The organism is Streptomyces sp. WMMC940, assembly GCF_027460265.1.
Lineage (GTDB): Bacteria > Actinomycetota > Actinomycetes > Streptomycetales > Streptomycetaceae > Streptomyces.
Map to the genome: position 1 here is coordinate 1,107,173 of NZ_JAPZBC010000001.1, position 13,101 is coordinate 1,120,273.

The window sequence follows — 13,101 nt, forward strand, 5'->3', positions numbered from 1 at the left end:
TGGGTGCGGATGTCGATGCAGCCGGGCGGGCCGAGTGAGGTCCCGGCGGAGACGGTGCGGGTGGCGCGGGCTGCGTTCCCCAGAGGCAGCTTGGCGATCCGGGTCCGAGACGAGTTGGGGCCGCTGTTCACGGATGAGGAGTTCGCGGACCTGTTCCCGGCGCGGGGCAAGCCTGCCTGGTCGCCGGGGCGGTTGGCGCTCGTGCTGGTGTTGCAGTTTGTGGAGGGGCTGACCGACCGGCAGGCCGCGGAGGCGGTGCGGGCAAGGATCGACTTCAAGTACGCCCTCGGCCTGGAACTGAGTGATCCGGGGTTCGACTTCTCGGTGCTGTCGGAGTTCCGGGACCGTCTGGTGGAGGCGGATGCGGGGCGGCGTGTTCTGGACGGCATCCTTGCCGCGGCCGGGGAGAAAGGGGCTGCTCAAGACGGCCGGCCGGGCAAGGACCGACTCCACCCACGTGCTGACAGCCGCCCGGGATGTCGTCTGGCTGGAGCGGGTCGCGGAGACCTTGCGGTCGGCGTTGAACGTTCTGGCCCAGGCGGCCCCGGACTGGCTGGTGCAGGTGGCCGAGCCGGACTGGTTCAAGCACTACGCGAGCAGGGCCGAGGACTCCCGGTTCCCCAAGGCCCGCACCCGGCGGGACGAGATGGGGCTGCGGATCGGACGGGACGGGACACGGCTGCTTCAGGCCGTCTGGTCTCGCCAGGCGCCGCCGCAACTGCGCACGCTCCACCAGGTGGAGCACCTGCGCCAGATGTGGGTGCAGAACTTTCACCAGGTCGAAGGCGAGGTGAGGCGGCGGGACCCAAAAGACCGGCCTCCCGGCACGACATGCCTGGTCAACCCCTACGACCTTGAGGCCCGCAACAGCGTCAAGCGGGATACCTCCTGGGCGGGATACAAGGTCCACTTCACCGAGACCTGCGAGCCGGACACTCCCAACCTGATCACGAACGTGGCCACCACCGGCGCCACGGTGCCCGACGTGTCGATGACCGAGTCCGTGCACGTCCAGCTCGCCGAGGCAGGCCGTCTGCCCGCCGAGCACCTGGTCGACGCCGGATACGTCGATGCACATGCGCTCGTGCGAGCCCGCCGCGAATACGGCCTCATCCTCACCGGCCCGGCCGCCTTGGCCATCAGTCCCCAGACTGCGGCAGGCGGCGGATTCACTGGCGACGATTTCGGCATCGACTGGGAAAACGGGCAGGTCACCTGCCCTGGAGGCAGGACCACGACCCGCTGGAATCCGGACCGTTCACCCGAAGGCACCCCCGTGATCCGGGTCCGTTTCAACAAGACCGACTGCCGGCCCTGTCCGGTCCGCCAGCAGTGCACCACCTCCAGCGTCGGCCGCCGCCTGACCCTTCGGCCCCGCGAGGAACACGAAGCCCTCCGCCAGGCCCGCACCGACCAGGACACCGACACCTGGAAAGAGCGCTACAAGACCCGCGCCGGTGTCGAAGGCACCATCTCCCAAGCCACCCAGCGGTGCGGCCTGCGCAGATCCCGCTACCTCGGCCTCGCGAAGACCGCCCTGCAACACCAACTCACCGGGGCCGCGATCAACCTCGCCCGCATCGACGCCCATCTCACCGAAACACCCCGAGCCCGCACCCGCACCAGCCACTTCGCAGCACTGCGCGCCCGCCCACCGCACGGCGGGCCGCCCACCGCACGGCGGGCCGCTCACCGCACGGCGGGCGGCTCGCCGTGCCACGCCGGCGGGCGGGCGCCTACGGTGCCGTGTCGTCGGGCCATGACGCGCTCCGCCTCCAACTCCGGCACGACCCGGTCCCGCACCCCCCCGCGCCTCCGTGTGGGCGGCGGGGAGCTGGAGCCGGCCGACGCGGTCGGGCATCGCGTACTCCCGCGCCACCAGCGGCTCCCGGCCCGTCGCCGCGTGGACCTCCGTCCTGCGCAGGATCTCCGTGTCCCACCGGGACCGCCGGCCGTCATAGGCGACACTTGCGGCAGTCAGTCCGGCCTGCCGGCGCCGGGGACCGCTCGTGGTACGCGGAGTTCCATCTCGGCGGTGATCGCCCAGCGCTCGTGGTCGCGCCAGGCGCCGTCGATGAGCAGGAAGTCCGGGGAGAAGCCCTCCAGCCGGAAGCCAAGCCGCCGCACCAGGGCGATGGAGGCCCGGTTGCGGGGCTGGACGTTGGCTTCGAGCCGGTGCAGTCCGAGCGGCCCGAAGGCATGGCGGACGACGAGCGAGAGACCCTCCGTCATCAGTCCCCGGCCCGCGGAGTGGGCGAACGCCCCGTAACCGAGTGCGCCGCTGAGGAAGGCGCCCTCGACGATGTTGTTGATGTTGATGAACCCGGCGATCCGGCCGTCCGTACGATCACAGACGAGGTAACCGGCCCTGGTGGGGTCGTCGAGGAGCCTGCGGGCGTAGGCGAGGTAGTCGGCCTCCGTCCGGGGCGGGAAGAGCCAGGGCCGGTGGAGCCGGGTGCTCTCCCTGGCGAGCGCCGTGTACTGCGCCGCGTCGTCGAGGCGGTAGTGGCGTACGAACGTCCTCGGGCCCACCGCGACCTCCGCGGCGGGAGCGTCGGGGGCCGCGGAACCGCCGGGGGCCCCGGAACCCGAGAGGGCCGGGGGGCCCGCCGTGGCACCGGGGCCGGAAGCGGTGCCGGCGTCGCGTGGGTCCGGAGGGGGACTCGGTGCCGGGGACATGACGCCGCGCCGGCACCGGTCATCTCCTGCGGCGGCAGGAGAGGTAGGCACCGCAAAGACCGCCGACCACCCATGTCCCCAGCAGAGCCAGGTACAGGGGGATCGTGACCACGGGAATCAGCAGTCTGATCTCGACTTTCTGGGTGTTCTCGAAGATGAAGACCAGGGTGAGGGCCGCGACCACCAGGGCGGCGATCCTCCCGGGGGTGAGTCTGCCGCGGAGGCCCTCACCGCCTCGCCCGCCGCTGCCCTTGACTCCGGTCGTCGTGTCCTTCCGGCTCATGGGACCAGGATGGACGGATCCCGGTCCCATGAGGCGCCCGGAGTGGGCCGTACGGGTGAACGGTCCTGCGCCCGCGCAGCGTCGTCCGTGGTGGCTGAGCGCCGGCAGGGACCGCTCGAACCGCTGGCCCCGCTCCCCCGCCGCGCCAGCCGGTTCCGGGCGCCGGATCAGCACGGCGATCGCGCCGCGTCTGCGAGGGTGCAGATCGTGGTGATCAGCAGCGGCAAGGCGCGGCGGGAGGCCAGGACCTCGATGTCGACCACCGGGTCGGCGGCGGACTTCCGCGAGACGACGAAGAAGACGAGAGAGGCGGCACCGCAACCCGTTCAGGATGACCGCAGCCCGAATGGGGTCTTGCAGAGGTTGTCTGACAAATACCGCCGGAACAGGCAGGGATTCACCTGCGTAGAACGTCAAGGCCCTCTGGCCGTGAATTACGGTGGGCGGCAGGATGTCTGGTGCGCCACGACCGTGGCGCACCAGGCGAAACACGGGCCGGACCGGCCACACCCGCCGACGGCGCCCGTCGTGCCCGTGCCGCGACGGGACGAGCAGCCCGGGTACGCAGCCTGACAAGTGAGCCGAGGAGGGGCCGTGGCAGTCAGCGGACAGCAGCGTAGGCCGGTCGTCGTCCTGTACGAGCGGATCGCGGACGCCATCCACGAGGGAACCTATCCGCCGGGTTGCACCCTGCCGTCCGAGCCGCGACTCGCCGCCGAACTGGGCGTGAGCCGGCCCGCCCTGCGCGAGGCGCTCCTGCTCCTCCAGGAGGACGGGCTGCTGACGGTACGGCGCGGAGTGGGCAGGACGGTCAACGACAGCCCGCCGCGCCGGGGCTTCGAGCACGTCCGGCCGCTGGAGGAGCAGCTCTCGGCGGGTACGTCGCCCCTGCGGGTGAGAGCGCTGCTGCGCACGGTCGAGGAACCGACCGACTTCACCACCCAGCACCTGCTCGCCCCCGCCCGGGCCGAGCTGCGGTTCTGGGAGTCGCTGCTGTCGGGCGAGGGCAGCGCGGCGGCGCTCAGTCAGGAGTGGGCGGCGGCGGACGACGTCCTGGTGCGGGCGCACCCGGCGTTCGCGCAGGCCCTGGACAAGGCGGGCGGCGACACCGGCACGTCGATGCTCGCGGTGCTGACCGGGGCCTCCCGGGGAGTGCCGCTGACCGCGCACTCGGGCATCACGGCGACGCTCCTCGGCAGGCGCCGGGGGGCGCAGCTGAACCGCCCGGCCGACACTCCCGCCGTGCTGGTCACCCAGGTCGTACGGTCCGCCGACGTCCCGATCCTGGCCGCAAAGCACATGCTGCCGACGGGCGCCCCGGCGCTCCCGGTCCTCCAGTCGCACTGACGGCGGCGGGCGGTCGCGGCGACGAGCGCGGACGCCGGACGCACCCGGTCGCGGCGTGGCGTACACTCCCGCTGCATGCACTTGTCTGACAACTCCGCCGCAGAGTCCCCCGCCGCCCCCGGCCCCGTCGCCGACTGGATCCGCCGCGCGCCGAAGGCCGTTCTCCACGACCATCTGGACGGCGGTCTCCGCCCCGCCACGATCATCGAGCTGGCCGAGGGATGCGGCTACGGCGATCTTCCCACCGACGACCCCGACGCACTCGGCGTCTGGTTCCGCGACGCCGCGGACTCGGGTTCGCTGGAGCGCTACCTGGAGACCTTCGCCCACACCTGCGCGGTGATGCAGACCCGCGACGCCCTCTTCCGGGTCGCTGCGGAATGCGCCGAGGACCTGGCGGCGGACGGTGTCGTGTACGCCGAGGTGCGCTACGCCCCCGAGCAGCACCAGGCGCGGGGCCTGAGCCTCGACGAGGTCGTGGACGCCGTCAACGAGGGTCTCCGTGAGGGCGAGCGGCGGGCGGGCGGGCGCATCACCGTCCGTGCCCTGCTCACCGGCATGCGGCACACCCGGCGCTCGCTGGAGATAGCCGAGCTGACCGTCGCCCACCGGGACCGCGGTGTCGCCGGCTTCGACATAGCGGGCGGCGAGATCGGCAACCCGCCGGCGAACCACCTGCCCGCGTTCCAGCACCTGAAGCGGCACAACTGCCACTTCACCATCCACGCCGGCGAGGCCGTCGGCGCGGAGTCCATCCACGAGGCGGTCCAGGTCTGCGGTGCCGAGCGCATCGGCCACGGTGTACGGATCACCGACGACATCCAGGTCCACGACGACGGCACGGCGACGCTCGGCCACCTCGCCGCCTACGTCCGCGACAACCGCATCGCGCTGGAGGTCTGCCCGACGTCGAATCTGCAGACCGGTGCCGCGAAGGACTACGCAACGCATCCGATCGACCTGCTGCGCCGTCTGGGCTTCCGGGTGACGCTCAACACCGACAACCGTCTGGTCTCCGGCACCACCATGAGCCGCGAGTTCCAGCACATGGCCGACGCGTTCGGCTACGGTCCCGAGGTCTTCGAGCACTTCACCGTCGCGGCCGTCGAGTCCGCCTTCCTGCCTCTCCCTGAGCGCCGCCGCATCATCGACGAGGTGATCCGGCCGGGTTACTCGGCACTCGGCTGACCCTGACGCGCCGTCGGTGCGCACCGGTCCGGGAGGTGTCCGGGAGGTGTCCGCTCGTGCGTCACGGGGGCCGCGCAGACACCGGACCGGCCGCTCCCCCGAGGACGGCGCGGTCCGCGCCGTCCTCCCGGTGTCAGCCCAGTGCCGGAACCTCCAGCGTCAGCGTCCCCGCGTCGGCGTCGAGGACCGCCGGCAGCCCGAGGGGCACCGTGAGATTGCCCGGGCCGTGCCCGAAGCCCAGTTCCTCGACGACCGGTACACCCAGTCCGGACAGTCGATCCAGGAGGAGCGCCCGGACCTCCTCGTAGGGCCCGCAGTCCTCCCAGGAGCCGAGGGCGACACCCGCCACTCCGTCCAGCCAGCCGGAACGCAGCAGCTGGGTGAGGACCCGGTCCAGGCGGTACGCCTCCTCCCCCACGTCCTCGATCAGCAGCAGGCCGCCGCGTGCCGAGGGCCGTGCGTGCGGGGTGCCGAGGTCGGCTGCGAGCAGACTGACGCAGCCGCCGAGGGTGACGCCGCCCGCGCGCCCCGGGACAAGCGCACCGCCGCCCGTGCCCGGTCCGAGGGTCATCACCGACTCGGGCTCGAACAGCGTGGCGCGCAGCGACTCCTGGGTGGTGGTGTCCTTGAGGAAGTTCGCCGTGGCCGGCATGGGGCCGTGCAGGGTGGACAGCCCTGTGCGGACCGCGAAGGCCTCGTGGAGGGCGGTCACGTCGCTGTAGCCGACGAAGACCTTCGGTCCGGCCGCGCGTATCGCGGTCCAGTCGACCAGGTCCACCATGCGCTGTGCGCCGTAGCCGCCGCGAGCGCAGACGACGGCGGAGACCGCCGGATCGCACCATGCCTGCTCCAGGTCCCGGGCACGGTCCTCGTCCCTGCCCGCGAGATATCCGAGATCCCGGCTCTCGTCGAGGACATGGGGCATGACGACCGGGTCCAGGCCCCAGCCGCGCAGGATGCCCAGGCCCGTTTCGAGGGCGTCGGCGGGGACGGGACCGCTCGTGGCGACGACGGCGACCCTGGCCCCGGCGGTGAGGCGCGGGGGCCGGGTGAGGGCGGTCGGGCCCGCCGTGCCGGAGTGCTGGTGCATGGCGTCACTTCTTCAGTTCGAGCGGGGGGACGTCGGTGCGCCGGATACCGAAGGTCTGGGCGTACAGCGAGAGTTCGGCTTCCAGAGCACGGATCATGGTGTCCGCGCGGCGGAAGCCATGGCTCTCTCCTTCGAAGGCGATGTACGCGTGCGATATGCCGCGCCCCGCCATCCGGGCGAGGAAACGCTCGCTCTGGACGGGCGGGCAGATCGGGTCGTCCAGCCCCTGGAGCAGCAGGAAGGGCACGGAGATCCGGTCGACGTGCTCGATCGGCGACCGCTCCCGGTAGCGGCAAGGAACTTCGGCGAGCGGACCGACCAGGGAGTCCAGGTACCGCGACTCGAAGTCGTGGGTCCCGTCGGTGGCCCAGCCCATCAGATCCAGGATCGGATAGATGATCGTGCCGCAGGCGTACACATCCGTGCCGGTGAGCGATGCCGCGGTGGTCCAGCCTCCGGCGCTGCCGCCGCGGATGGCGAGCCGGTCCGGGTCGGCGGTGCCCTCCGAGGCGAGGGCCTCGGCGACCGCCGCGCAGTCCTCCACGTCGACGACGCCCCACTGCTCGCGCAGTCGGTTGCGGTACTCACGGCCGTATCCGGTGGAGCCACCGTAGTTGACCTCGGCGACGCCGATGCCGCGTGAGGTGAAGTAGGCGATCTCCAGGTCGAGGACGAGCGGCGCGTGTCCGGTCGGTCCGCCGTGCGCCCAGACCACGAAGGGGGGCAGTTCGTCGTCGGGGGCGACCCGGTCCGGGTTGTGCGGCGGGTAGATGTGTGCGTGGATCTCGCGGCTGTCCGGCCCGGTGAAGGTGCGGATCTGGGGTTCGGGGTAGTACGCGGGGTCCACGGCGTCTACGTGCGCCGCGCCGATGACTCGCGTCCGGCCGGTACGGGTGTCGAGCTCCACGACCTCGTAGCCGGTGCGGGGGCTGGCCGCCACACCGACGACCCTGGTGCCGTGCGCCGCGAGCGTCGGGGCCCACTCCGTCCAGGGCCCCGCCGCGTCGACCAACTCGCCGGTCTCCGGGTCGAGTATCCCGAGGGCGGTGGCCCCCTTGCCGTGGATGACCGCGATCAGTCCACTGTCGAGCGGCTGGAACCACTGCAGGCCGATCTTCCACAGCGGGCCGCCGAACTCCTCGTTCCGGCCCTCGCACAGTCCGGTCGCGGTGGGCTCGGCACCGTCCAGGGCGTCCGGCCGGATACGGCGCGGCTCCCACCAGTTCCCGGGGTCGGAGACGAGGAGCAGCGAACCGTCCGGGGCCCAGTCGACCTGGGCGACCGACTCGTCGGGGCCGCCGGCGACGCAGCGCACCGCGGTGAACGGTCCCGTACCGGAGACCTCGCCGACCATGGCCTCGGTGCCGTCCCACGGCATGCGCGGATGGTCCCAGGCGATCCACGCGACCCGACTCCCGTCCGGGGACAGCCGGGGGCCGGTCACGAACCGGTGCCGGTCGTCGGTCAGTTCCCGTACGACGGCACGGTCCTCGGCCGCGGAGCCGTCCAGCGGCACGGCGGCGACGACGCGCCGCACGTCGGTGGGGGCGTCGCCGGTGAACTCCTCCAGCACGCACCAGACCTCGCCCCGGTCCGGCAGTACCACCGGGTCGACCCAGCGCAGTCCGCCCCCGGTCCCGGACACCGGGGTGAGCGGCCGCGGCTCACCCCCGCCATCCGGTTCGAACACGTACAGCCGCTGATCGGGGTGGTGGACGAAGACGACGAGCGGGCCGTCCCCGGGCCGGGCGGCGGCGGCCCACGGCCGGCCGCCGTACTCGATGACGCGGCTGCGCACGTTCCACGGGGCGGGCAGGACGGACTCCTCGGGGCCGCCCGCTCTGCGGCGCATCAGTGCCCGGCGCCCGCCCTCGGTGGGGCGCGGCGCGGTCCACCACACCTCCTCCCCGACGACGCCGGCGAATTCGGGACGGCCGTCGCGCGAGGCCGCGAGCGCGGCGTCGATCGGTGACGGCCAGGTGCCGTAGGCCCCCGTGGGTACCATGCCAACTCCCCCCTTCTTATGCGGACTTCAGGTAGTGGTCGAGGACGCGGACGCCGAAGTGCAGGGCTTCGACGGGGACACGCTCGTCGACTCCGTGGAACATCGCCGCGTAGTCGTAGCCCTCGGGCAGCTTCAGCGGTGAGAAGCCGTAGCCGGTGATGCCGAGGCGCGAGAACTGCTTGGCGTCGGTGCCGCCGGACATGCAGAACGGGACGACGTGCCCTTCGGGGGCGAAGCGTTCGATCGCCGCACGCAGCTTGGCGAAGGTCGGGGAGTCGACGGGCGCCTGCAGGGCGACCTCCCGGTGGTGGAACTCCCAGTCGACGTCGGGTCCGGTGAGCCGGTCGAGGGTCTCCCGGAACTCCTCCTCGCCACCGGGCACCATCCGCCCGTCGACGAAGGCGCTTGCGTGGCCGGGGATCACATTGACCTTGTAACCGGCGTCCAGCATCGTCGGGTTGCTGCTGTTGCGCACGACCGGTTCGACCAGCGCGGCGGCGCGGCCGAGCTTGGCCATCAGGGCGTCCACGTCGAGATCCGGCGCGTCGAGGTCGGCGGCGACGCCCTGCAGGGCCGCCAGCTCCGAGAGGGCCGCGCGCACGGTCGGGGTGAGCCGGACCGGCCAGTCGTACGCACCGATCCTGCCGATCGCCGCGGCCAGCCGAGTGACGGCGTTGGAGCGGTTGACCTTGGAGCCGTGGCCCGCCCTGCCGTGGGCGGTCAGCTTCAGCCAGGCGGTGCCGCGCTCACCGGCGCCGACCGGGTACAGCGCCATTCCGGGGCCGGCGTGGAAGGTGAAGGCCCCGGATTCGCTGATGCCTTCCGTGCAGCCCTCGAAAAGCTCGGCGTGCCGGTCGGCGAGGAAGCCCGCCCCGTCCTCCGCGCTGGCCTCCTCGTCGGCCGTGTAGGCGATGACGATGTCCCGGCGCGGCCGGACGCCCGCGCGGTGCCAGGCCCGCACGACGGACAGGACCATCGCGTCCATGTTCTTCATGTCGACCGCGCCGCGCCCCCAGACGACGCCGTCGCGGACCTCGCCGGAGAACGGGGGGACGCTCCAGTCGGCGGGCTCGGCCGGGACCACGTCGAGATGCCCGTGGACCAGGAGGGCGTCCGAGGAGGGGTCGGTGCCCTCGATCCTGGCGACCACGTTCGTACGGCCGGGAGTGCGCTCCAGCATGACGGGCTCGAGGCCGGCGGCTGCGAGCCGCTCCGCCATGTACTCCGCGGCGGGGCGCTCACGGCAGTCGCCCCCGCCGCGGTTGGTGGTGTCGATGCGGATGAGCTCGGACGTGAAGGTCACCACCTCGTCGAGGGCGGTGTCGTCGACGGGTGCTGCCGTTGTCATGTCGTGGGACCTGTCCCTGTGCCGTGTGTCGGATGGTGCGGTGGGCTCGGTGGTCCGGGTGGGGCGGCGGGTCACGTCAGCCATACTGCTCCTCCACCGCGGCGGAGACGATCGTCGTGACGGCCTTGAACGTGCGAATGGCCTCATACATGGTCTCGCTGGTGTAAACGGCGCGGCGCTCGCCGCCGCGGGCCGTGCCCGGCACGACGGTGGCGGCCGCGGCGAGGTGCTCCGCGTCGAACTCCAGCTCCACGGTGAACGGTCCGCCCCGGACCGGCTCGTGGCGGACGGCGAGTGCCGTGGCCTCCTTGGCGGCGGCGCGAATGTCGGCGGCCGTGCGCGTCGGCGTGCGGCACACCGCCGCGTACCGCGAGACATGGTCCTTGACCGCGACCTTGCGGGCCTCCGGCGCATATCCCAGGGCGTCCTCACAGGTGAGGTCGTCGCCGGTGACGAGGACCACCGGGACCCCGTACTCCGCGACCACGTGCGCGTTGAGCAGGCCCTCGCTCGCCCGGGTGCCGTTCAGCCACACGCCTGTGATCGAGTTCGCCAGGTAGGTGTGCGCGAGGACGCCCTCGGCTCCGGCGCCCGTGTGATAGCCGACGAAGGCGATGCCGTCCACGTCGCCGTGCTGCACGCCCTCCACCATGGACAGCGACTTGTGCCGCCCCGTCAGCATCTCGGCACGGTCGTCCAGGTGCTCCAGCAGAAGGTTCCGCATGCTCAAGTGCGCTTCGTTGATGAGCACCTCATCGGCACCGCCGTCGAGGAAGCCGAGCACCGCCGCGTTCACGTCCGAGGTGAAGAGGGACCGGCAGCGCTCCCACTGGGGCGTGCCCGGCAGCACGTCGGCCGGCCACGTGACACCGGTGGCACCCTCCATGTCGGCACTGATCAGGATCTTCATGCCAGGAACCGTACGCGGCGCCCGCCGGGCCGACCACCCCTGTGGACAACTCCCGCCGGTTCAGACCCGTGACCTCACTCGTTCCGCCCTCCGACCTGCTCCTTCACCGTCAGCACGGTCGACTCGGGCCGTCTCGTCGGACCTTCGCCGGGAAGGCACTCACCCGGCGCCGCCGGGTACGAAGGACCGGCACCTGGGCACGCCGCGGTCGGGCGTCGCCGGCATCCGGTCGGGGTGTTCGAACTCGATGACGGGGCAGCCCAGTTCCCGTACCCGGCCGACGACTGCGCCGGGGTCCCGTACGCCCGCGCCGGGCAGGAGCGCGGCGAGCCGGCGGACCAGTTCGCCGGAGCCGGGGAGTTCGACGTGCAGGGCGAACCCGGGCGCGACCCGCTCCCCGCCGGGCCCGTCGACGGAGCCGAACCGCCCGGAGTCCGCCGCCAGGACGAGCAGCCGCTCCGGTCCCGGGTCCGGGAGCGGGTACGCCCACCACACCACGTCGATCCGCTCCTCCCGAGGCCGGTCGCCGCCCGCGCCGAGCCGGGCGCGCCCAGCCGCCGGACAGAAGGCGGGCGTCCAGGACGGGGCGCCCGGTCCGGTGCGGCGACCGCCGCCGCCCCACGACCGGGCCGGCGCGTACGCCGAGGGCCCCGGGGACGACGAGGACACGGAGACGCCGGCCGCCGACAGGGCGCCGGTGACGGGCAGCAGGTCCGCGGCGGGCCGGCCGACGGCCGCCTCCTCGTTGTGACCGAACAGCGCCCGCGCACCCTCGGACCAGTGCGAGACACGGCCGGCGCCGTCGACGAGGACCACGGCCAGGCCCGCCGGGCCGACCGCCACCGACCGCCGCCGCAAGGCCGGCGGAACGCCACCGTCCATGACTGACAGGCTCCTTCCCGGACGCGGGATCCACGACAAGTGACTCAACAGTAGGCCCCTGCGAGCGCGACCCGCCGGTCATCGCGCGAATCGGCCGGGTACCCGCGCACCACGGGCCGGGGCGGCGCAGTCCGCACCGCTGCGCCGCCCGGCCCCACCCCGTCCGCACGGTCCCGGACCTCCGCAGGTCCCGGACCACCCAACGATCCCGGCCCCCGCCGCTTCCGGCCCTCCCCCTTCCGGACGTCCGAGCGCTTCCGGGCTCCGAGCGCTTCCGGGCTCCGAACGGCTCCTGGCATGCGCCGCTTCCGGCCGCGGACCTGAGTCGTCGGGCTCGCGAAGCCCTTCGAGGGTCCGCCCGGAGTCCGCATCGGGCCGCGCCGGGAGCATCCGCCTCGCGGTGTTCCGGAGGACGGCCCGGCGGCGGCCGGCACGTCGACCACGCCGCGGCCACCCCGGACGCCGGAGCAGGATCCCGAAGCGCTCTCCGAGCCCCGCTCACGCGAACCGGGAGGAACCCCACCACGCCCGTGATACTAATACCGGTATAAGTATTGGACAACCGCGCGGCAGGGAGTCACACGCATGGTGGAGATCAAGACCGACACGGCACTGGAGGCGATGAGAGAAGCCGGACGCGTCGTGGCCCACGCGCTTGCGGCCGCCCGCGACGCGGCCGCCGTGGGGGTACGCCCGCGCGAGCTCGACGAAGCGGCCCGCGCCGTTCTCGGCGAGGCCGGTGCCCGGTCCCCGTTCCTGGGCTACCAGCCCTCCTTCGCCCCGACCCCGTTCCCCGCCGTGATCTGCGCGTCCGTCAACGACGCCGTCTCGCACGGCATCCCCGACGACCGCCGCCTGCGCGACGGCGACCTCGTCAGCATCGACTGCGGAGCCGAACTCGACGGCTGGACCGGTGACGCCGCGATCAGCTTCATCGTCGGCACCCCTCGCCCCGCCGACCTCGAACTCATCGCCGCCACCCGGCAGGCCCTGGACGCCGGCATCGCCGCCGCCACCGTCGGCCACCGGATCGGGGACATCTCCCATGCCATCGGCACGGTCGCCCGCAGGGCCGGCTGCGGCATGCCGGCCGACTTCGGCGGCCACGGCATCGGCCGCCGGATGCACGAAGACCCCCACGTCCCCAACCACGGACGACCCGGCCGCGGATTCCCCCTGCGCCACGGCCTCACCCTCGCCATCGAACCCATGCTCATGGCCGGAGGACGCAACGCCTACCGCACCGGTCCCGACGGATGGACCCTGCGCACGATCGACGGCAGCAGAGCCGCCCACGTCGAACACACCGTCGCCATCACCGAGGACGGCCCCCGCATCCTCACCCTGCCCTGACCCCGGACCCCTCGCG

At 72.8% G+C, this 13,101-nt stretch carries 10 protein-coding genes and 2 pseudogenes; 4 read left to right on the forward strand and 8 right to left on the reverse strand.

All coding sequences use genetic code 11. The features are described 5' to 3' along the window. Positions 1–9 precede the first annotated feature (9 nt). Positions 10–1,642 (forward strand): annotated as a pseudogene (locus O7595_RS05000) (IS1182 family transposase); the annotation flags it as partial. Positions 1,643–1,689: 47 nt separating this feature from the next. Here the strand turns inward: O7595_RS05000 and O7595_RS05005 are convergent. The 3 genes and pseudogenes from O7595_RS05005 to O7595_RS05015 form a co-directional block, all read right to left on the reverse strand. After that, a pseudogene (locus O7595_RS05005) lies at positions 1,690–1,951 on the reverse strand (hypothetical protein); the annotation flags it as partial. Positions 1,952–1,977: 26 nt separating this feature from the next. Beyond that, positions 1,978–2,679, reverse strand: a complete 702-nt coding sequence (locus O7595_RS05010; RefSeq protein ID WP_332328119.1) for a GNAT family N-acetyltransferase — start codon at positions 2,677–2,679, stop codon at positions 1,978–1,980. A 19-nt stretch (positions 2,680–2,698) separates the two neighbouring features. Continuing rightward, on the reverse strand, positions 2,699–2,962 hold the full coding sequence (locus tag O7595_RS05015) for a DUF1049 domain-containing protein (RefSeq protein WP_269727511.1): 264 nt from the start codon (positions 2,960–2,962) through the stop codon (positions 2,699–2,701). Positions 2,963–3,556: 594 nt separating this feature from the next. Here O7595_RS05015 and O7595_RS05020 point away from each other — a divergent pair. Continuing rightward, entirely contained in the window at positions 3,557–4,309 is a 753-nt protein-coding gene (locus O7595_RS05020; protein ID WP_269727512.1) for a GntR family transcriptional regulator, read from the forward strand. Between the two features lie 75 nt (positions 4,310–4,384). Beyond that, a complete protein-coding gene (locus O7595_RS05025; RefSeq protein ID WP_269727513.1) occupies positions 4,385–5,497 on the forward strand; it encodes an adenosine deaminase in 1,113 nt (370 codons plus the stop codon). Positions 5,498–5,630: 133 nt separating this feature from the next. On the opposite strand, the gene O7595_RS05030 is transcribed toward O7595_RS05025, so the two are convergent. From O7595_RS05030 to O7595_RS05050, 5 genes are all read right to left on the reverse strand, one after another. Continuing rightward, the gene (locus O7595_RS05030) at positions 5,631–6,587 is read right to left on the reverse strand and encodes a S66 peptidase family protein (protein ID WP_269727514.1); all 957 of its coding nucleotides are present in this window, start codon (positions 6,585–6,587) and stop codon (positions 5,631–5,633) included. Between the two features lie 4 nt (positions 6,588–6,591). Continuing rightward, the gene (locus tag O7595_RS05035; protein ID WP_269727515.1) at positions 6,592–8,592 is read right to left on the reverse strand and encodes an LpqB family beta-propeller domain-containing protein; all 2,001 of its coding nucleotides are present in this window, start codon (positions 8,590–8,592) and stop codon (positions 6,592–6,594) included. Between the two features lie 16 nt (positions 8,593–8,608). Next, the gene (locus tag O7595_RS05040) at positions 8,609–9,940 is read right to left on the reverse strand and encodes a M20/M25/M40 family metallo-hydrolase (protein ID WP_269727516.1); all 1,332 of its coding nucleotides are present in this window, start codon (positions 9,938–9,940) and stop codon (positions 8,609–8,611) included. Between the two features lie 76 nt (positions 9,941–10,016). After that, on the reverse strand, positions 10,017–10,850 hold the full coding sequence (locus O7595_RS05045) for a M55 family metallopeptidase (protein WP_269727517.1): 834 nt from the start codon (positions 10,848–10,850) through the stop codon (positions 10,017–10,019). 159 nt (positions 10,851–11,009) lie between these two features. Continuing rightward, positions 11,010–11,732: a hypothetical protein gene (locus O7595_RS05050; protein ID WP_269727518.1), complete on the reverse strand. Its 723-nt coding sequence runs from the start codon at positions 11,730–11,732 to the stop codon at positions 11,010–11,012. 585 nt (positions 11,733–12,317) lie between these two features. On the opposite strand from O7595_RS05050, the gene map reads away from it, so the two are divergent. Then, positions 12,318–13,085 (forward strand): type I methionyl aminopeptidase, encoded by a 768-nt coding sequence (gene map / locus O7595_RS05055; protein ID WP_269727519.1) that lies wholly within the window; start codon positions 12,318–12,320, stop codon positions 13,083–13,085. Positions 13,086–13,101 lie beyond the last annotated feature (16 nt).

Coding starts and splice junctions, on each gene's coding strand:
- O7595_RS05010 (WP_332328119.1), bottom strand. CDS start 2,679: ATGTCCCCGGCACCGAGTCCCCCTCCGGACCCACGCGACGCCGGCACC.
- O7595_RS05015 (WP_269727511.1), bottom strand. CDS start 2,962: ATGAGCCGGAAGGACACGACGACCGGAGTCAAGGGCAGCGGCGGGCGA.
- O7595_RS05025 (WP_269727513.1), top strand. CDS start 4,385: ATGCACTTGTCTGACAACTCCGCCGCAGAGTCCCCCGCCGCCCCCGGC.
- O7595_RS05030 (WP_269727514.1), bottom strand. CDS start 6,587: ATGCACCAGCACTCCGGCACGGCGGGCCCGACCGCCCTCACCCGGCCC.
- O7595_RS05035 (WP_269727515.1), bottom strand. CDS start 8,592: ATGGTACCCACGGGGGCCTACGGCACCTGGCCGTCACCGATCGACGCC.
- O7595_RS05040 (WP_269727516.1), bottom strand. CDS start 9,940: ATGACAACGGCAGCACCCGTCGACGACACCGCCCTCGACGAGGTGGTG.
- O7595_RS05045 (WP_269727517.1), bottom strand. CDS start 10,850: ATGAAGATCCTGATCAGTGCCGACATGGAGGGTGCCACCGGTGTCACG.
- O7595_RS05050 (WP_269727518.1), bottom strand. CDS start 11,732: ATGGACGGTGGCGTTCCGCCGGCCTTGCGGCGGCGGTCGGTGGCGGTC.
- map (WP_269727519.1), top strand. CDS start 12,318: ATGGTGGAGATCAAGACCGACACGGCACTGGAGGCGATGAGAGAAGCC.